The sequence below is a fragment of the Pseudomonas sp. NPDC079086 genome (assembly GCF_044542155.1).
Taxonomy (GTDB): Bacteria; Pseudomonadota; Gammaproteobacteria; order Pseudomonadales; family Pseudomonadaceae; genus Aquipseudomonas.
In genome coordinates this window covers 972,976-990,308 of the sequence record NZ_JBITTY010000002.1, presented here as the reverse complement: position 1 = coordinate 990,308, position 17,333 = coordinate 972,976, and the positions used below count along the sequence as shown (strand labels likewise).

Here is a 17,333-nt window from a genome sequence, read left to right as displayed (position 1 = left end):
ATCATGGCTGAAGCCGTCGCTGCAAACGTACCTGCCACCACCAGTGGTGATGAGTCGAAGAAACCGCTGTTCGGCCTGACCTTTCTGGAAAACCTCGCCGACATGTCGATGTTGCGCCAGATCGGCTTGCTGGTCGGTCTGGCTGCCAGCGTGGCCATCGGCTTTGCCGTAGTGCTGTGGTCGCAGCAGCCGGATTATCAGCCGCTGTATGGCAGTCTCGACGGTATGGATGCGTCCCAGGTGATGGAGACGCTGTCCGCCTCTGATATCAAATACACCGTAGAACCAAATTCCGGCGCGCTGCTGGTCAAGTCGGGTGACCTGGCCCGCGCGCGTATGCGCCTGGCTGCTGCTGGCGTTGCGCCGAAGGACAATAGCGTTGGTTTTGAAATTCTCGACCAGGAACAAGGCCTGGGCACCAGCCAGTTTATGGAAGCCACACGCTACCGCCGCGGCCTGGAAGGCGAGTTGGCGCGCACTGTTTCCAGCTTGAACAACGTCAAGGCGGCCCGCGTACACCTGGCCATTCCAAAGAGTTCGGTGTTTGTGCGCGATGAGCGCAAACCCAGCGCCTCGGTGCTGGTGGAGCTGTATTCCGGGCGCGGCCTGGAGCCGAGTCAGGTAATGGCCATCGTCAATCTGGTCGCCAGCAGCGTGCCGGAAATGGACAAGGCCCAGGTCACCGTGGTCGACCAGAAGGGCAATCTGCTCTCGGATATTCAGGAAATGTCCGAGCTGACCATGGCCGGCAAGCAGTTCGATTACAGCCGCCGTATGGAAAGCCTGTTTACCCAGCGGGTGCACAATATTCTGCAGCCGGTGCTGGGCTCTGGCCGTTACAAGGCCGAAGTGTCGGCGGATGTGGACTTCAGCGCGGTAGAGTCCACCTCGGAAATGTTCAACCCGGATCAGCCAGCGCTGCGCAGCGAACAACAGGTTAACGAACAGCGCACCAGCAGCCTGCCGCCGCAAGGTGTGCCCGGTGCACTGAGTAACCAGCCTCCTGCGGCCGGGGCTGCTCCGCAGCAGGCTGGCGCAGCTGCCGCCGCGGTGCCTGGGCCGATTGCTGCAGGGCAGCCGCTATTGGATGCTAATGGCGCACAGATCATTGATCCGGCCACCGGCCTGGCCATGCTTGCGCCGTATCCTGCGGACAAGCGCGAGCAATCCACCCGCAACTTCGAGCTGGATCGGTCGATCAGCTACACCAAACAGCAGCAGGGCCGTTTGCGTCGACTGTCGGTCGCGGTGGTGGTGGACGATCAGATCAAAGTCGATGCCGCCAGCGGCGAAACCACCCGGGTACCGTGGAGCAGCGACGATCTGGCGCGCTTTACCCGCCTGGTGCAGGACTCGGTGGGCTTTGACGCCACCCGGGGTGACAGTGTCAGCGTAATCAATACGCCGTTCTCCGCCGAGTTGGGCGAGGATGCTGTTGCGTTGCCTTGGTATCAGAGCGAGCTGTTCCTGCTGGCCATGAGCGGGCTTAAGCAGCTGATGCCTGCGCTGTTGATCTTTATCTTGGTCTGGTTTGTGCTGCGCCCAGTGATGAAGAACATCACCAACGGTGGCAAAGGCCAGGGCGATGGCCGTGATGGTGATGTTGAACTGGGCGAAATGGGCGCGCTGGGCGGTGACCTGGCCGAGGACCGTGTGAGCCTGGGCGGCCCGCAAAGCATCCTCCTGCCGAGCCCAAGTGAGGGGTATGATGCACAACTGAACGCCATCAAGAGCCTGGTCGCTGAAGACCCAGGCCGCGTAGCCCAGGTTGTGAAAGAGTGGATTAACGCCGATGAGTGAAAATCGAACCGCCACTAAATTGAACAAGGTCGACAAGGCTGCGATTCTGCTGCTGTCGCTGGGTGAAACTGATGCGGCTCAGGTGCTGCGTCACCTCGGGCCGAAGGAAGTGCAGCGGGTCGGCGTGGCCATGGCCGGTATGCGCAATATCCAGCGTGAGCAGGTCGAGCAGGTGATGGGCGAGTTCGTCGATATCGTCGGCGATCAGACCAGCCTGGGCGTCGGAGCCGATGGTTATATCCGCAAAATGCTGACTCAGGCACTGGGCGAAGACAAAGCCGGCAACCTGATCGACCGTATCCTTCTCGGCGGAAGCACCAGTGGCTTGGACAGTCTGAAATGGATGGAGCCGCGCGCCGTTGCCGACGTGATCCGCTACGAGCACCCGCAAATTCAGGCCATCGTTGTTGCCTATCTCGATCCCGATCAGGCCGGTGAAGTGCTTGGCCACTTCGATCACAAGGTGCGCCTGGATATCGTCCTGCGCGTGTCCTCGCTGAACACCGTGCAGCCGGCGGCGCTGAAGGAACTCAACCTGATTCTCGAGAAGCAGTTCTCCGGCAGTTCCAACACCACCCGCGCCGCGCTCGGCGGGGTCAAGCGCGCTGCCGATATCATGAACTTCCTCGACAGCTCGGTCGAAGGCCAGTTGATGGACTCTATCCGCGAAGTCGATGAAGACCTCTCCAGCCAGATCGAAGACCTGATGTTCGTCTTCGACAACCTTGCCGATGTGGATGACCGTGGTATCCAAGCGCTGATGCGCGAGGTGTCCTCGGACGTGCTGGTGCTGGCACTCAAGGGTGCCGACGAAGCGATCAAGGAAAAGGTCTTCAAGAACATGTCAAAACGCGCCGCCGAACTACTGCGCGACGATCTGGAAGCCAAAGGCCCGGTACGCGTCAGCGACGTGGAAACCGCGCAGAAGGAAATCCTTACCATCGCCAGGCGTATGGCCGAAGCCGGGGAAATTGTCCTGGGCGGCAAAGGCGGCGAGGAAATGGTTTAACCCATGGCCAGTAATGGTTTGACGCATGTCCAGTAAAGAGCCGCCTAGCGAGCTGATTCGCGCTAAGGACCTCAAAGGCGTCGACCTCTGGGCGCTGCCCAGCTTCGACCCGGAAGTGGAAACACCTGAACCCAGCGAAGAGGAGCAGGCGTCCGAACAGTCGGTTGAAGCGAGCGAACAGGCGCCGGCCGAGAGTGAGGATGTAGCCCTGGAAGACGTCAAACCCTTGACGTTGGATGAATTGGAGGCGATCCGTCAGGACGCCTACAACGAAGGTTTTGCCACCGGAGAGAAGGATGGTTTCCATGCCGGCCAGTTAAAGGCCAAGCAGGAAGCCGATATAGCCTTGGCCGCAAAGGTGGCGGGGCTGGAACAACTGATGACTCAGCTGTTTGAGCCGATTGCCGAGCAGGATCAGCAGCTTGAAGAAGCCATGGTCAGTCTGCTCGGGCAGATGGTGCGCCAGGTGATTCAGCGTGAGTTGGTCAGCGATTCCAGCCAGATTCGTCAGGTGCTCAGCGAGGCGCTCAAGCTGCTGCCGATGGGCACCGACAACATCCGTATTCACGTCAATCCGCAAGACTTCGAGATGATCAAGGCCTTGCGTGAGCGTCACGAAGAGAGCTGGCGGATTCTCGAAGACCCTTCCTTATTGCCCGGCGGCTGCCGGGTGGAAAGTGAACTCAGCCGTATCGACGCCACCGTGGAGACCCGCCTGAATCAGGCGATCAAGCAACTGTTCGAGCAGCAGCGTGAACAGGCTGCGCACCCATTGGAAGCCGATTTGCATACCGATCTGGATGCCCAGCCGGCGGATGCTCCTCAAATGGAAAGTCAGGCGAGCCCTGATGCGCCTTGAACGGGTGAGTTTCGCCAAGCGCCTGGCCGGTTACAGCGAAGCCGTGGCGCTGCCGACCCAGCCGCTGGTTGAAGGCCGCCTACTGCGCATGGTCGGCCTGACCCTGGAGGCCGAAGGCCTGCGCGCTGCCCTGGGCAGCCGCTGCCTGGTGATCAACGACGACAGCTATCACCCGGTGCAGGTCGAGGCCGAGGTGATGGGCTTCTCCAATGGCAAAATCTTCCTGATGCCGGTCGGCAGCCTGGCCGGCATCGCCCCTGGTGCCCGCGTGGTGCCGCTGCCGGATACCGGGCGCTTACCCATGGGCATGTCGATGCTTGGCCGGGTGCTTGACGGCACCGGTCGCGCTCTTGATGGCAAAGGTGGGATGAAAGCCGAAGACTGGGTGCCGATGGACGGCCCTGCGATCAATCCCCTCAACCGTCATCCGATCAGCGAACCGCTGGATGTCGGCATCCGCTCAATCAACGGTCTGCTGACTGTCGGTCGTGGTCAGCGTTTGGGTCTGTTTGCCGGCACCGGTGTGGGTAAATCGGTATTGCTCGGCATGATGACGCGCTTTACCGAGGCCGACATCATTGTGGTCGGACTGATTGGTGAGCGGGGCCGCGAAGTTAAAGAATTTATCGACGAGATCCTCGGTCACGAGGGGCTCAAGCGCTCGGTGGTGGTCGCCTCGCCGGCCGATGATGCACCGCTGATGCGTTTGCGTGCGGCCATGTATTGCACGCGAATTGCCGAGTATTTCCGCGATAAAGGCAAGAATGTGCTGCTGTTGATGGATTCGCTGACCCGTTTCGCCCAGGCCCAGCGCGAGATCGCCCTGGCCATTGGCGAGCCGCCGGCGACCAAGGGTTATCCGCCATCGGTGTTTGCTCGTCTGCCCAAGCTGGTGGAGCGCGCCGGTAATGCAGAGAAGGGCGGCGGTTCGATTACTGCCTTCTACACCGTGCTCAGTGAGGGCGACGATCAGCAAGACCCGATTGCCGATGCCGCCCGTGGGGTGCTCGACGGCCATATCGTGCTGTCGCGTCGCTTGGCCGAGGAGGGGCATTACCCGGCCATTGATATCGAGGCGTCGATCAGCCGGGTGATGCCGCAGGTGGTCAGTGCAGAACATCTGCGCCTGTCACAACGCTTCAAGCAGCTGTGGTCGCGTTATCAGCAGAGTCGCGACCTGATCAGTGTTGGCGCTTATGTGCCCGGCGGCGATGCTGACACCGACCTGGCCATCGCGCGCCAGCCGGCCATGGTCAAGTACTTGCGGCAGAATCTGCAGGACAACGAAAGCCTGGAAAACAGCAGCGCGCAGCTGGCGGCGACCTTCAACCCCGCCGCAGCAGGCGCGTAAGCCATGGCGCAAAGCCGCGCCGCGCGGCTGGCTCCGGTGGTCGACATGGCCGAGCGTGCCGAGCGCGAAGCGGCCTTGCAGTTGGGCCATTGCCAGGGGTTGCTACGCCAGGCCGAAGTGCAGCTGGGGGATCTCGAGCGTTATCGCGGGGATTACCAGCAGCAATGGATCACTGAGGGGCAGCGTGGCGTCTCCGGGCAGTGGCTGATGAACTACCAGCGCTTTCTCACCCAACTGGAAACTGCCATTGGCCAGCAGCGCAACAGCGTCGACTGGCACCGCGCCAATATGGAAAAAGTGCGAGAAGTCTGGCAGCAGCGCTACGCGCGCCTGGAAGGTTTGCGCAAGCTGGTCAAGCGCTATCAGGACGAAGCGCGCCTGGCCGAAGACAAGCGTGAGCAGAAATTACTCGATGAGCTCTCGCAGCGCATATCCGCCCGTGATTCGCAGTCTTAAGCGCGAATTGTCGTTAGCTTGAAATTGAACGTGACACATCAACACAGCCTAAACAGTTGCCGCATGCGCATTGCGATGCTACATCTTGATCATGCATAACCTGCAGATTGGCCCACCTGAACGTGCGGCCTGGTCTTTTCGTTTATAGGAGTAATTCATGGCCATCACCTCGCTGCCCTCATCCGATGGGCAAGAGCTGACCATTCTGATTCAGGGACGCTTCGATTTCGGTGCGCATCAGGAATTTCGCAATGCCTACGAGCGCGTCAACAGTACCCCGCAGCGTTACGTCGTAGACCTCAAGGAAACCACCTACCTGGACAGCTCGGCGCTCGGCATGCTGTTGCTGCTGCGTGATCACGCCGGCGGCGACAGTGCGCAGATCCGTCTGCTCAACTGCAACCCTGATGTGCGCAAGATCCTGGCTATCTCGAATTTCGAGCAGCTGTTCAATATCGCCTGATCGGGGCGCGTGCCATGCCAGAGCGTCTGTCCATTCTGATCGCCGAGGACAACGCGGCTGATCGCATGCTGCTGTCGACCATCGTCAGTCGTCAGGGGCACCGGGTACTGACCGCCAGCAATGGCCTGGAGGCGGTCGCCCTGTTCGAGCAGGAGCGTCCGCAGCTGGTGCTGATGGATGCTTTGATGCCGATCATGGACGGCTTTGAAGCCGCACGGCGGATCAAGCAGGCGGCCGGTGAAGAGCTGGTGCCAATCATCTTTCTTACCTCCCTGACCGAAGGCGAAGCCTTGGTGCGCTGCCTGGAAGCCGGCGGTGACGACTTTCTCGCCAAGCCCTATAACCGGGTCATTCTTGAAGCCAAGATCAAGGCCATGGATCGCCTGCGTCGTCTGCAGGACACCGTGCTGCAGCAGCGCGATCTGATTGCCATGCACAACGAGCACCTGCTCACCGAGCAACGGGTGGCCAAGGCGGTGTTCGACAAAGTGACCCACTCCGGTTGTCTGGATGCGCCGAACATTCGTTATCTGCAGTCGCCGTATGCGGTGTTCAACGGCGATCTGTTGCTGGCCGCGTTCAAGCCGTCAGGCGGTATGCATGTGCTGGTGGGTGACTTCACCGGCCATGGTTTGCCAGCGGCTATTGGCGCAATGCCGCTGGCCGAGGTGTTCTATGGCATGACAGCCAAGGGCTATTCCCTGGCCGAAGTTCTGCGTGAGATCAACGCCAAGCTCAAACGCATTCTCCCTGTGGGGGTGTTCTGCTGCGCCACCGTGTTGAATATCAGTTTTCAGCGTCAGGTGGTCGAGGTGTGGAACGGCGGCCTGCCGGATGGGTATCTGCTGCGTGGTAGTGGTGAGCGCTTGCCGTTGGTGTCGCGGCATTTGCCATTGGGGGTGCTGGAGCCTACGGCGTTCAACGATAAGTATGAGGTTTATCCACTGGCCCTTGGGGATCGGGTTTTTTTGCTTTCCGATGGCGTGCTGGAGGCTTGCAATAAGCAGGGTGAGTTGTTTGGGGAAGGGCGCCTGCTTGAGGTGTTTGCCGCCAATCGCCAGCAAGCGGCGTTGTTTGGCGAGATCCAGCAGGCGCTGACCGACTTTAGTGGCGAGCAGCAGGATGATGTCACCCTACTTGAGGTCAGCCTGGTTGATGACGCCGAGCTGAGCCGGCCGCCGCTGGCATTTGCCGACAATGGCCAGAGCCATTCACTGGACTGGTCGGCCAGCTTCGAGTTTCGCGGGGAAACCCTGCGTCACTTCAATCCCTTGCCGTTCCTCTTGCAGCTGCTACTTGAGGTGCAGGGTCTGCGGCCTCAGGGCGGCGCCTTGTTCAGTGTACTGGCCGAGCTGTATTCGAATGCCCTGGAGCACGGCGTATTGGGTCTGGATTCAGCGCTCAAGGCGAATGCCGAGGGGTTTGCCGAGTATTACCGCCAACGCAGCGTGCGACTGGCGGCGCTGACCGATGGCTATGTGCGCTTTCACCTGCAATTGCTGCCTGAGGGTGCTGGTGGGCGTCTAATTGTTCGGGTTGAAGACAGCGGCTCTGGCTTTGATGCCCAACAATTGCCCACAGAACCTCGCGATGCTCATAGCTTGAGTGGTCGTGGGCTGGCATTGGTCAGGCAATTGAGTGAGCGCTGCAGTTGGGGCGACGGCGAACCGGGGGTGCGCGTAGAGTTTTCCTGGTTGCCTGGGGCATAATCCGGGGCAACATGCGAGGGGAGCGAGCCGTTGTCCGATATTCACCTTGATAGCACTGTACTGGCGGCTTTGCAGGACGTCATGGAAGATGAATACCCGGTGCTGCTGGATACCTTCCTGATCGACTCCGAAGAGCGCCTGTTGGTGCTGCGCCAGGCTGAGCGGGCTGCCGATGCGCAGAGTTTGCGCCTGGCTGCACACAGCTTCAAAGGCAGTTGCAGCAATATGGGCGCGCTGATGCTGGCTGGGCTGTGCAAGCAGCTGGAGGAAGCCGGCCGGCGTGAACAGCTGGAACAGGCCCCTGAACTGGTTGAGCAGATCGAGCGTGAGTTTGCCATTGTGCGCATTCTTCTCAAGTCCGAGCGCCAGCGTTATCGGCACTAGTCTTGCTACTTCTGTCCCTGTATTGCTGCATTTCACCCCGCTGAACCTGCCTGCCACCAAGTTGGCCCGCGCCTTGCAAAACTCTCCGCACGACCAACCCTGAACGGAGAGTATCCATGTCCGTTGCCCCCGATCTGCTGCTCAAGTCGGCACCTGAAGTAAAGCCCAGGGCTGCTGCATCAAAACCGCCGGGGAAACCCGCGCAGCCCAATAAAAATGAGGCTTCCAGCTTCTCTCAGGTGTATGCAAAAGAGCGTCAGGCCAAGGCTGCCGAGCGCAGTGACGCGCCTGCAAAACCTGCGCGTGAAAGCAAGGTAGACAAAGAAGAGCCACAGGATGAGCAGGCACAAGCTGCCGTCGGACAGGCCGAGGTTGCCGATAGCGGCAAGCCTTTGCCGACTGATCCGGCAAGCGATGGTGCGGTGATTGATCCACTGCTGTTGCTCGGTATAACCGGTGAGTTGCCAGCGGAAGAGACTGCAGAGTCGGCGCTGGACACAGAACCCGCGCCGCTACTGGTGACTAGCGGGAGCCTGACCAGCTCAGGTCCGGCGAGCATGACTGATGCCAGCTTTGATCCTGAGCTGGATGCGCTCAACCAGTTGCCGGCCGTTCGTATGGCTCTGGAAATGGGTGCGAAGGAAAAGCTGCAGACCGACCAGGCAATAACCCCCTCAGCACAGGCGCAAAACGTCAGTCAGAGCCTGTTGGCCAGTCAGGTGGTGCAGGATGAGCTGCCGATAGAGGGTGACGCTTTAGAGCTGCCGGAGCTAGAGCTCGAAGCCCTCACCGGCAAAGGTCTTGAAACGCTGAAGGAAGGTACGGCGAACAACACGCCGGAGAACTTTGTCAGCAAGCTTAATGCGCTGAGCCAGGCTATTGGCCAACAGACTCCGCTGTCCGCACGCGCGCCATTGGTAGTTGGGCAGCCGGTGCCCATGCAGCAGGGTGGCTGGAGTGAGGCGGTGGTGGATCGGGTGATGGTGATGTCCAGCCAGAACCTCAAGTCTGCCGAGATTCAGCTTGATCCTGCCGAATTGGGCCGTCTGGAAGTCCGTATCAGCGTCAACCAGGAGCAGAGCCAGGTCACCTTCGCCAGCCCGCATGCCGGGGTGCGTGAAGCGCTGGATTCGCAGATGCACCGCTTGCGTGAGTTGTTCGCTCAGCAGGGCATGAACCAGCTGGACGTGAACGTCTCCGATCAGTCGCTCAGTCGCGGCTGGCAAGGGCAGGAGGGCGAAGGTGGCAAAGGTCGTGGTGGTTCCTCCGGTGAGTTGCTTGGTGCTGATGAGGAGCTGCACTCGAACGTTGCCGAGTCAGCGCGCACGACGCCTGTGAGTGCCCGCGGCTTGGTTGATTACTACGCATAGCGTGCTTGCTGCTGTAGTTGCATGGCCCACTGATCTAAACTGCATTTCGCCCGGCTCCCATTGTGTGGGAGTCGGGCGATTTTGTTTGGGGCGTGGGTTTATCTGATGCCTTGGCCGTATCACCCGCAGGTGCTTGGCCACTCGTACTGAGCAGGTTTGTTGACAGACTGGCATAACACTTGCTCTTAACCCTTTGAAAACGGATAGAACTCCGAATAACGACGGATTATTGGCATGGCTAAGAAAGAAGCAGCACCCGCACCGGCAGATGCCGAGGCGAAACCAGCCGGCAAAATGAAGCTGATCATTATTATCGTTATTGCCGTGCTGCTGGCTGTGGGCCTTTCTGTGGGGGGGACGTGGTTCTTTCTGAGCAAGAAGAACACAGGTGCTGAAGAGGCCAAGGCAGAGGCCAGCGCTGAGCCAGCGGTGCCAGTCAAGCAGGCCGCCATCTATGAAGAGTTGTCGCCAGCTTTCGTGGTGAACTTCAACCATCAGGGCCGCGCTCGCTATATGCAGGTCAGTGTGGCCTTGATGACCCGCGACCAGGCGGCCCTGGATGCGCTCAAGGTACATATGCCGGTGTTGCGTAACCGTCTGGTGATGCTGTTTTCCGGTCAGGACTTTGCTTCTCTGATCACCCCGGTTGGCAAGGAAATGCTGCGTCAGCAGGCGACCGCCAGCGTGCAGGAACTAGCCGAGAAAGAGACCGGCAAGGTCACGGTTGAGCAAGTGTTGTTCACTAACCTCGTGTTGCAGTAACCAGGAGCCGTCTATGGCTGTGCAAGACCTGCTTTCCCAGGATGAAATTGATGCCTTGTTGCATGGCGTCGATGACGGCTTGGTTGAAACCGAGGATGAAGCCGAACCGGGAAGCGTCAAACAATATGACCTGACCAGCCAGGACCGCATTGTCCGCGGGCGTATGCCGACGCTTGAGATGATCAACGAGCGTTTCGCCCGCTATACCCGTATCAGTATGTTCAACCTGCTGCGCCGTTCCGCCGATGTGGCGGTGGGCGGTGTGCAGGTGATGAAGTTTGGTGAGTACGTGCACTCGCTGTATGTGCCGACTAGCCTCAATCTGGTGAAAATGAAGCCGTTGCGTGGCACCGGCCTGTTTATTCTCGACGCCAAGCTGGTGTTCAAATTGGTGGACAACTTCTTTGGTGGTGACGGTCGTCACGCCAAGATCGAAGGGCGCGAGTTCACCCCCACCGAGCTGCGCGTGGTGCGCATGGTGTTGGATCAGGCCTTTATCGACCTCAAGGAAGCCTGGCACGCGGTCATGGATATCAACTTCGAGTACGTCAACTCGGAAGTGAACCCTGCACTGGCCAACATCGTCAGCCCCAGTGAAGTAATTGTGGTTTCCACCTTCCATATCGAACTGGACGGCGGTGGCGGTGACCTGCATATCACCATGCCTTATTCGATGATCGAACCGATCCGCGAGATGCTCGACGCGGGCTTCCAGTCCGACGTCGACGATCAGGACGAACGTTGGATCAAGGCGCTGCGCGAAGACATTCTCGGTGTCAGCATACCGCTGGGCGCGACTGTTGCCCGTCGTCAGCTCAAGCTGCGCGACATTCTGCATATGCAACCCGGTGACGTGATACCGGTGGAGCTGCCTGAGAGCGTGGTGCTGTGCGCCAACGGTGTGCCCTCATTCAAGGTCAAGGTGGGTGCGCACAAAGGCAAACTGGCTTTGCAGGTGCTTGGCCCCATTGAGCGTAACCGCTAATTCCCCTATTCAACGCCAGCCGAGGAAAAACGATGGCAGACGAAAACGAAAATGTAGACGAAGGCGAAGAAGCAAGCTCCCCCGAGGAACAGGCGCTTGCCGACGAGTGGGCGGCTGCATTGTCTGAGGCCGGCGATGCCGGCCAGGACGATATCGACGCCATGCTCGCTGCCAGCGACCCAGTGCCGGCTGCGCCGCGTGCGCCGATGGAAGAGTTCGACAGTGCCCCGAAATTTAATCTGCCGGTTAACCTCGAAGGGCCGAACCTGGATGTGATTCTGGATATCCCGGTGTCGATCTCTATGGAGGTCGGTAGCACCGACATCACCATTCGCAACCTGTTGCAGCTCAATCAAGGATCGGTCGTTGAGCTGGATCGCCTGGCAGGGGAGCCGCTGGATGTATTGGTCAACGGCACTCTGATTGCTCACGGTGAAGTGGTGGTGGTGAATGAGAAATTTGGCATTCGCCTGACTGACGTGATCAGCCCAAGCGAACGCATCAAGAAGCTGCGCTAACCATGCATAGAATCCTTCTGCTGGGCCTGGCTCTACCTTTTGCTGCAATGGCTGCCGAGCCGGCAGCGCAAACGGCCGTACCCCTTGCCGGAGCGGGCATGGGCGGGCAGCTAGTACAGCTGTTGTTGGGCCTGCTGTTGGTTATTGGCCTGATCTTTCTGCTGGCCTGGCTGATGCGTCGGGTGCAGCAGATCGTGCCGCGTGGAGGTCAGGTGATCAAGGTGCTGGCAACCCAGGCCCTGGGGCCGCGTGATCGCCTGGTGCTGGTGCAGGTGGGCAGCGAGCAGGTGTTGCTGGGGCTGACGCCAGGCAACATTACCTCGTTGCATGTACTGAAAGAGCCGGTGCATTTACCGGATGCCGAGCCGGCCTCGACCGAGTTTGCCCAGCGCCTTATGGAGCTGTTAGGCAAGGACCAGAAGGACAAGTCTTGATGCTGCGTTTGTTGCTGGTGTTGGTTTTTAGCCTGGGGGCTTCGCTTGCGTTTGCCGCAGATCCGCCGACTGCCAGCACCTTGATTCAGTCGGGCAGCAACCCGCTGTCGATCCCGGCAATCACCCTGAGTACCGACGCGGCGGGGCAGCAGGAGTATTCGGTCAGTCTGCAGATCCTATTGATCATGACTGCGCTGAGCTTTATTCCAGCGTTCGTCATGCTGATGACCAGCTTTACCCGAATCATTATTGTCTTCTCGATTCTGCGTCAGGCCCTGGGGTTGCAGCAGACGCCTTCTAACCAGATTCTGGTCGGACTGGCGCTGTTTTTGACCATGTTTATCATGGCGCCGGTATTCGACCAGATTAACCGCGAGGCGCTGCAACCCTACCTGAACGAGCAGATGCCGGCGCAGGAGGCGATTCTCAAGGCTGAAGGGCCAATCAAAAACTTTATGCTGTCGCAGACCCGCGAAAGCGATCTGGAGTTGTTTGTTCGCCTGTCCAAGCGCACCGACATTGCCACCCCGGAAGATGCGCCGCTGACCATCTTAGTACCGGCGTTTGTCACCTCTGAGCTGAAAACTGCTTTCCAGATCGGTTTTATGATCTTTATTCCGTTTCTGATCATCGACATGGTGGTCGCCAGTATCCTGATGGCGATGGGCATGATGATGCTCTCGCCGCTGATTATTTCCCTGCCGTTTAAGATCATGTTGTTTGTGCTGATTGATGGCTGGGCGTTGATCATGGGCACCCTGGCCGCCAGTTTCGGAGGGACTTAACCATGACCCCCGAAGTGGCGGTAGATATTGTGCGCGGTGCCCTGTGGCTGACCGCCAGCATCGTAGCGATTCTGGTCGTGCCGAGCCTGATAGTCGGCTTGTTAGTGGCGATGTTCCAGGCTGCGACCCAGATTAACGAGCAGACCCTGAGCTTTCTGCCCAGGCTACTGGTTATTCTTCTGGTGCTGATATTTGCCGGTCCCTGGCTGGTGCGTCAGTTGATGGAATACACCGAGAACCTGATCATGAATATTCCGATGCTGATCGGCTGACATGCTCGAGCTAAGCAACGAGCAGATCGGTGCCTGGGTGGGCAGTTTTCTGCTGCCGCTGTTTCGCATTGCCGCGCTGCTGATGTTTATGCCGATCATCGGCACCCAGCTTGTGTCGGCGCGGGTGCGTCTGTATTTGGCGCTGGCCATCTGCCTGGCGATCATGCCGACCCTGCCGCCGATGCCAGTGATCGATGCCATCAGCGTGCAGGCCTTTATCTGGATTGCTCAGGAAATTCTGATTGGCATGATGCTCGGCTTTGTTCTGCAGCTGTTTTTCCAGGTATTTGCGATTGCCGGGCAGATCGTTGCTATGCAGATGGGCCTGGGCTTTGCCTCCATGGTCGATCCGGCCAACGGTATTTCGGTTCCGGTAATCGGTCAGGTATTCATGATTCTGGTGACCTTGCTGTTTCTCGCCATGAATGCCCATCTGGTGGTGTTTGAAGTGATCACCGAGAGCTTTTTCACCTTGCCGGTTGGCGGTGGGTTTCTGGTAGAAAATTACTGGGAAATTGCCAATAAGCTGAGCTGGGTGTTGGGGGCTGCCTTACTTCTGGTATTGCCGGCGATTACTGCGCTGTTGGTGGTCAACTTGGCATTTGGGGTAATGACCCGCGCCGCGCCGCAGTTGAATATCTTCTCTATTGGTTTCCCACTGACCCTGGTGCTGGGGCTGGTCATCGTCTGGATCGGCATGGCCGATATCCTTGCGCAGTACCAGGTGTTTGCCACCGAGGCGTTGCAATTTTTGCGTGAAATGGCGGGGGCGAGTTAAGCCATGGCCGAATCCGAGAGTGGTGCCGATAAAAGTGAGGAACCCACGGAGAAACGCGTACGCGAATCGCGTGAGAAGGGTCAGATTGCCCGCTCTAAAGAGCTAAACACCCTCGCTGTGACCATGGGCGGATTTGGCGGCATGTTGGCGTTCGGCGGCAGTATCGGCAATTCCATGCTGGACATCATGCGTGGCAACTTTTCTCTGCCACGCGAGGCGATCATGGATGAGCGCACTATGGGGCTGTGGTTGGCTGCCTCGGGGCAGATCGCACTTGAGGCGCTGTTCCCACTGCTCATGCTTCTGCTGGTCGTATCGATTGTTGGGCCAATTTCGCTGGGTGGCTGGTTGTTTTCTGCTGAAGCCATGGCTCCTAAGATGAGTCGAATGAATCCTTTGGCGGGGCTTAAACGAATGTTCTCGGCCAGTGCTCTGGTTGAGTTACTCAAGGCCTTGGCCAAATTCATTCTGATCTTGCTGGTGGGGGTTGCAGTGTTGTCTGCCTGGAAGGACGACATACTGGCGATTGTCCATGAGCCAATTGACTCCGCCATTCTGCATTCGATGACGGTGGTTGGCTGGAGTGCGCTTTGGATGTCCTGCGGTTTGATCTTGATCGCAGCGGTGGATGTGCCGTTCCAGCTCTGGAGCAGCAAGCAGAAACTGATGATGACCAAGCAGGAAGTGCGCGACGAGTACAAAGACAGCGAGGGTAAGCCCGAAGTCAAACAGCGTATTCGCCAGTTGCAGCGGGAAATGGCCGAGCGGCGCATGATGCAGTCGGTGCCGGGCGCCGACGTGGTCATCACCAACCCGACGCACTTTGCCGTGGCCCTGAAATACGACCCGGCCAAGGGTAGCGCACCGGTGCTGCTGGCCAAGGGTGGCGATTTCACCGCCTTGAAGATTCGCGAAATTGCCAATGAGCACAAAGTCATGGTGCTGGAGTCGCCAGCCCTGGCGCGGGCGGTGTTCTATTCCACCGAGCTGGATCAGGAAATCCCTGCTGGCCTGTACCTGGCCATCGCTCAGGTGTTGGCCTACGTCTACCAGCTGCGTCAATACCAGGCGGGCAAGGGCAAGCGCCCAGGTCCGCTGCCAGATATGCCAATCCCGCCGGATTTACGCCGCGACGAGTGACGATTAGCCATTGCATCTGGCTCGACTGTTGTTTGGCTTAGCCTGGCAAAGTTGGACAGCTTCTTGCAAAACCCTCCCCAAAGGCGCGACTCGCGTCAAAAGATTGAATTGGCTGGGGTAGTGGTGTGGCAATAGATCGCTCGCAAATGATCGGTGATGTGCGCAGCAACCTGTCGGGGTTGAAGCAGGGCAATCTGGGCATACCGCTGATGCTGCTGGTCATGCTCGGCATGGTCATGCTGCCGATTCCGCCGTTCCTCCTCGATGTACTTTTTACCTTCAGTATTGCCCTGTCGATTGTCGTGCTGCTGGTGGCGATCTACGCCTTGCGCCCGCTGGATTTCGCCGTATTTCCGACCATTTTGCTGGCGGCAACCTTGCTGCGTCTGGCGCTCAACGTCGCATCTACGCGCGTGGTGCTGCTCAATGGTCAGGATGGCCACGATGCTGCGGGTAAGGTGATCCAGGCCTTTGGTGAGGTAGTGATTGGCGGTAACTACGTAGTCGGTATCGTGGTGTTCGCCATCCTTATGATCATCAACTTCGTGGTGGTCACTAAGGGCGCTGGGCGTATCTCCGAAGTCAGCGCACGTTTTACCCTGGATGCCATGCCTGGTAAGCAGATGGCTATCGACGCCGACCTGAATGCGGGTTTGATCGATCAGGTTGAAGCCAAGAAGCGCCGTTCCGAGGTTTCCCAAGAAGCTGACTTCTATGGCTCCATGGACGGTGCCAGCAAGTTTGTTCGCGGTGATGCGATTGCCGGCCTACTGATTCTGTTTATCAACCTGATCGGCGGCATCGCCATCGGCATATTTCAGCACTCCCTGAGCTTCGCCGACGCGGGGCGCATTTACACATTGCTGACCATTGGTGACGGTCTGGTGGCGCAGATTCCTTCGCTGCTGCTTTCTACCGCTGCCGCCATTATGGTTACCCGGGTGTCCAGTTCGGAGGACATGGGTGCGCAGGTCAATCGGCAAATGTTCGCTTCGCCGCGCGCGCTGGCAGTGACGGCCGCAGTGATGATCGCCATGGGGTTGGTTCCCGGCATGCCGCATTTCTCCTTTATCAGTCTGGGTCTGGTGGCTGCGGGTGCTGCTTACTGGATTGCTAATAAGCAGCGTGCGACCAAGGAAAACGAGATCAAGGAAGTACAGCGTCAACAAGAATTACTGCCAGCGCAGAAAGCGCAGGAGGTCAAGGAACTGGGCTGGGATGACGTGACGCCGGTGGATATGGTCGGCCTGGAAGTAGGTTACCGCCTGATTCCACTGGTGGACCGTAACCAGGGTGGCCAACTGCTGGCGCGTATCAAAGGTGTGCGCAAGAAGCTTTCCCAGGAAATGGGCTTTTTGATGCCTTCGGTGCACATCCGCGACAACCTTGATCTGCAGCCCAATGCCTATCGCCTGACTTTGATGGGGGTAAGTGTGGCTGAAGCGGAGGTACACCCGGATCGCGAGCTGGCGATCAACCCTGGACAGGTGTTTGGTCCGCTTAACGGCATCGCCGCCAAAGACCCGGCATTTGGCTTGGAGGCGGTGTGGATCGACCCGAGCCAGCGCGATCAGGCGCAATCCCTCGGTTACACCGTGGTGGACGCCAGCACCGTGGTCGCCACCCACCTCAACCAAGTGCTGCACAAGCATGCCCACGAGCTTCTAGGGCATGAGGAAGTGCAGCAGTTGATGCAGCTGCTGGCCAAAAGCTCGCCCAAACTGGCTGAAGAGCTGGTGCCAGGGATGATCTCCCTGTCGACCCTGCTCAAGGTGCTGCAGAGCCTGCTGCAGGAGCAAGTACCGGTACGCGATATCCGCACCATTGCGGAAGCCATCGCCAATGTCTCGGTGAAGAGTCAAGATCCCGCCGCGATGGTGGCGGCGGTACGCGTCGCGTTGGCCCGTGCAATCGTGCAAAGCATTGTGGGACTAGAGCTGGAGCTGCCTGTGATCACCCTGGAGCCCAGGTTGGAACAGATATTGCTCAACAGTATTCAGAAGGCCGGTCAAGGCTCCGAGGAGGGCATCCTCCTGGAGCCAGGCATGGCCGAGAAGCTGCAGCGTTCCCTGGTGGAAGCGGCGCAGCGCCAGGAGATGCTCGGCAAGCCAGTGATTTTGCTGGTGGCCGGTCCGGTCCGGGCGATGCTCTCGCGATTCGCGCGGCTGGCGGTTCCGAGTATCCATGTACTGGCATACCAGGAAATTCCGGATAACAAGCAGGTCACCATCGTTGCGACGGTGGGGCAGAACTAATCG

Annotated in this window: 18 protein-coding genes; all 18 read left to right on the top strand. The window is 58.9% G+C overall.

Annotated features, from left to right (window positions below):
• Positions 1-3 precede the first annotated feature (3 nt).
• The 18 genes from fliF (at position 4) to flhA (ending at position 17,330) form a co-directional block, all read left to right on the top strand.
• Positions 4-1,800: a flagellar basal-body MS-ring/collar protein FliF gene (fliF, locus tag ACIGEK_RS14355; RefSeq protein WP_397493934.1), complete on the top strand. Its 1,797-nt coding sequence runs from the start codon at positions 4-6 to the stop codon at positions 1,798-1,800.
• A complete protein-coding gene (gene fliG / locus ACIGEK_RS14350) occupies positions 1,793-2,809 on the top strand; it encodes a flagellar motor switch protein FliG (RefSeq protein ID WP_397493933.1) in 1,017 nt (338 codons plus the stop codon). Before fliF ends, fliG begins: the two co-directional genes overlap by 8 nt.
• A 25-nt stretch (positions 2,810-2,834) precedes the next feature.
• Complete coding sequence (gene fliH / locus ACIGEK_RS14345) at positions 2,835-3,668, top strand: flagellar assembly protein FliH (protein ID WP_397493932.1); 834 nt, start codon at positions 2,835-2,837, stop codon at positions 3,666-3,668.
• A complete protein-coding gene (gene fliI, locus ACIGEK_RS14340; protein WP_397493931.1) occupies positions 3,658-5,019 on the top strand; it encodes a flagellar protein export ATPase FliI in 1,362 nt (453 codons plus the stop codon). The genes fliH and fliI overlap by 11 nt, the downstream gene beginning before the upstream one ends.
• A gap of 3 nt (positions 5,020-5,022) precedes the next feature.
• Positions 5,023-5,475, top strand: coding sequence for a flagellar export protein FliJ (gene fliJ / locus ACIGEK_RS14335; RefSeq protein WP_304864358.1), 453 nt, complete (start codon positions 5,023-5,025; stop codon positions 5,473-5,475).
• A gap of 157 nt (positions 5,476-5,632) precedes the next feature.
• Positions 5,633-5,938, top strand: coding sequence for an STAS domain-containing protein (locus ACIGEK_RS14330; RefSeq protein ID WP_397493930.1), 306 nt, complete (start codon positions 5,633-5,635; stop codon positions 5,936-5,938).
• Positions 5,939-5,952: 14 nt separating this feature from the next.
• A complete protein-coding gene (locus ACIGEK_RS14325; RefSeq protein WP_397493929.1) occupies positions 5,953-7,647 on the top strand; it encodes a SpoIIE family protein phosphatase in 1,695 nt (564 codons plus the stop codon).
• 30 nt (positions 7,648-7,677) lie between these two features.
• Entirely contained in the window at positions 7,678-8,031 is a 354-nt protein-coding gene (locus ACIGEK_RS14320) for an Hpt domain-containing protein (protein WP_397493928.1), read from the top strand.
• A 116-nt stretch (positions 8,032-8,147) separates the two neighbouring features.
• Positions 8,148-9,401, top strand: coding sequence for a flagellar hook-length control protein FliK (locus ACIGEK_RS14315; RefSeq protein WP_397493927.1), 1,254 nt, complete (start codon positions 8,148-8,150; stop codon positions 9,399-9,401).
• A 234-nt stretch (positions 9,402-9,635) separates the two neighbouring features.
• The gene (fliL, locus tag ACIGEK_RS14310) at positions 9,636-10,163 is read left to right on the top strand and encodes a flagellar basal body-associated protein FliL (RefSeq protein WP_397493926.1); all 528 of its coding nucleotides are present in this window, start codon (positions 9,636-9,638) and stop codon (positions 10,161-10,163) included.
• 13 nt (positions 10,164-10,176) lie between these two features.
• Positions 10,177-11,148 (top strand): flagellar motor switch protein FliM, encoded by a 972-nt coding sequence (fliM, locus tag ACIGEK_RS14305; protein WP_397493925.1) that lies wholly within the window; start codon positions 10,177-10,179, stop codon positions 11,146-11,148.
• Positions 11,149-11,180: 32 nt separating this feature from the next.
• Complete coding sequence (gene fliN / locus ACIGEK_RS14300) at positions 11,181-11,666, top strand: flagellar motor switch protein FliN (protein ID WP_397493924.1); 486 nt, start codon at positions 11,181-11,183, stop codon at positions 11,664-11,666.
• Positions 11,667-11,668: 2 nt separating this feature from the next.
• On the top strand, positions 11,669-12,100 hold the full coding sequence (gene fliO / locus ACIGEK_RS14295; protein WP_397493923.1) for a flagellar biosynthetic protein FliO: 432 nt from the start codon (positions 11,669-11,671) through the stop codon (positions 12,098-12,100).
• A complete protein-coding gene (gene fliP / locus ACIGEK_RS14290; protein ID WP_397493922.1) occupies positions 12,100-12,885 on the top strand; it encodes a flagellar type III secretion system pore protein FliP in 786 nt (261 codons plus the stop codon). Before fliO ends, fliP begins: the two co-directional genes overlap by 1 nt.
• 2 nt (positions 12,886-12,887) lie before the next feature.
• Positions 12,888-13,157 carry a flagellar biosynthesis protein FliQ gene (gene fliQ / locus ACIGEK_RS14285; protein ID WP_136666312.1) on the top strand — a complete coding sequence of 90 codons (270 nt, stop codon included), beginning with the start codon at positions 12,888-12,890 and terminating at the stop codon, positions 13,155-13,157.
• 1 nt (position 13,158) lies between these two features.
• Positions 13,159-13,935, top strand: a complete 777-nt coding sequence (gene fliR, locus ACIGEK_RS14280) for a flagellar biosynthetic protein FliR (protein ID WP_397493921.1) — start codon at positions 13,159-13,161, stop codon at positions 13,933-13,935.
• A 3-nt stretch (positions 13,936-13,938) separates the two neighbouring features.
• Entirely contained in the window at positions 13,939-15,075 is a 1,137-nt protein-coding gene (gene flhB / locus ACIGEK_RS14275) for a flagellar biosynthesis protein FlhB (RefSeq protein ID WP_397493920.1), read from the top strand.
• A gap of 131 nt (positions 15,076-15,206) precedes the next feature.
• The gene (flhA, locus tag ACIGEK_RS14270) at positions 15,207-17,330 is read left to right on the top strand and encodes a flagellar biosynthesis protein FlhA (protein ID WP_397494027.1); all 2,124 of its coding nucleotides are present in this window, start codon (positions 15,207-15,209) and stop codon (positions 17,328-17,330) included.
• Positions 17,331-17,333 lie beyond the last annotated feature (3 nt).

Excerpts from the sequence above, each read along its gene's own strand:
- fliF (WP_397493934.1), top strand. The coding sequence starts at position 4 with ATGGCTGAAGCCGTCGCTGCAAACGTACCTGCCACCACCAGTGGTGAT.
- fliG (WP_397493933.1), top strand. The coding sequence starts at position 1,793 with ATGAGTGAAAATCGAACCGCCACTAAATTGAACAAGGTCGACAAGGCT.
- fliH (WP_397493932.1), top strand. The coding sequence starts at position 2,835 with ATGTCCAGTAAAGAGCCGCCTAGCGAGCTGATTCGCGCTAAGGACCTC.
- fliI (WP_397493931.1), top strand. The coding sequence starts at position 3,658 with ATGCGCCTTGAACGGGTGAGTTTCGCCAAGCGCCTGGCCGGTTACAGC.
- fliJ (WP_304864358.1), top strand. The coding sequence starts at position 5,023 with ATGGCGCAAAGCCGCGCCGCGCGGCTGGCTCCGGTGGTCGACATGGCC.
- ACIGEK_RS14330 (WP_397493930.1), top strand. The coding sequence starts at position 5,633 with ATGGCCATCACCTCGCTGCCCTCATCCGATGGGCAAGAGCTGACCATT.
- ACIGEK_RS14325 (WP_397493929.1), top strand. The coding sequence starts at position 5,953 with ATGCCAGAGCGTCTGTCCATTCTGATCGCCGAGGACAACGCGGCTGAT.
- ACIGEK_RS14315 (WP_397493927.1), top strand. The coding sequence starts at position 8,148 with ATGTCCGTTGCCCCCGATCTGCTGCTCAAGTCGGCACCTGAAGTAAAG.
- fliL (WP_397493926.1), top strand. The coding sequence starts at position 9,636 with ATGGCTAAGAAAGAAGCAGCACCCGCACCGGCAGATGCCGAGGCGAAA.
- fliM (WP_397493925.1), top strand. The coding sequence starts at position 10,177 with ATGGCTGTGCAAGACCTGCTTTCCCAGGATGAAATTGATGCCTTGTTG.
- fliN (WP_397493924.1), top strand. The coding sequence starts at position 11,181 with ATGGCAGACGAAAACGAAAATGTAGACGAAGGCGAAGAAGCAAGCTCC.
- fliO (WP_397493923.1), top strand. The coding sequence starts at position 11,669 with ATGCATAGAATCCTTCTGCTGGGCCTGGCTCTACCTTTTGCTGCAATG.
- fliP (WP_397493922.1), top strand. The coding sequence starts at position 12,100 with ATGCTGCGTTTGTTGCTGGTGTTGGTTTTTAGCCTGGGGGCTTCGCTT.
- fliQ (WP_136666312.1), top strand. The coding sequence starts at position 12,888 with ATGACCCCCGAAGTGGCGGTAGATATTGTGCGCGGTGCCCTGTGGCTG.
- fliR (WP_397493921.1), top strand. The coding sequence starts at position 13,159 with ATGCTCGAGCTAAGCAACGAGCAGATCGGTGCCTGGGTGGGCAGTTTT.
- flhB (WP_397493920.1), top strand. The coding sequence starts at position 13,939 with ATGGCCGAATCCGAGAGTGGTGCCGATAAAAGTGAGGAACCCACGGAG.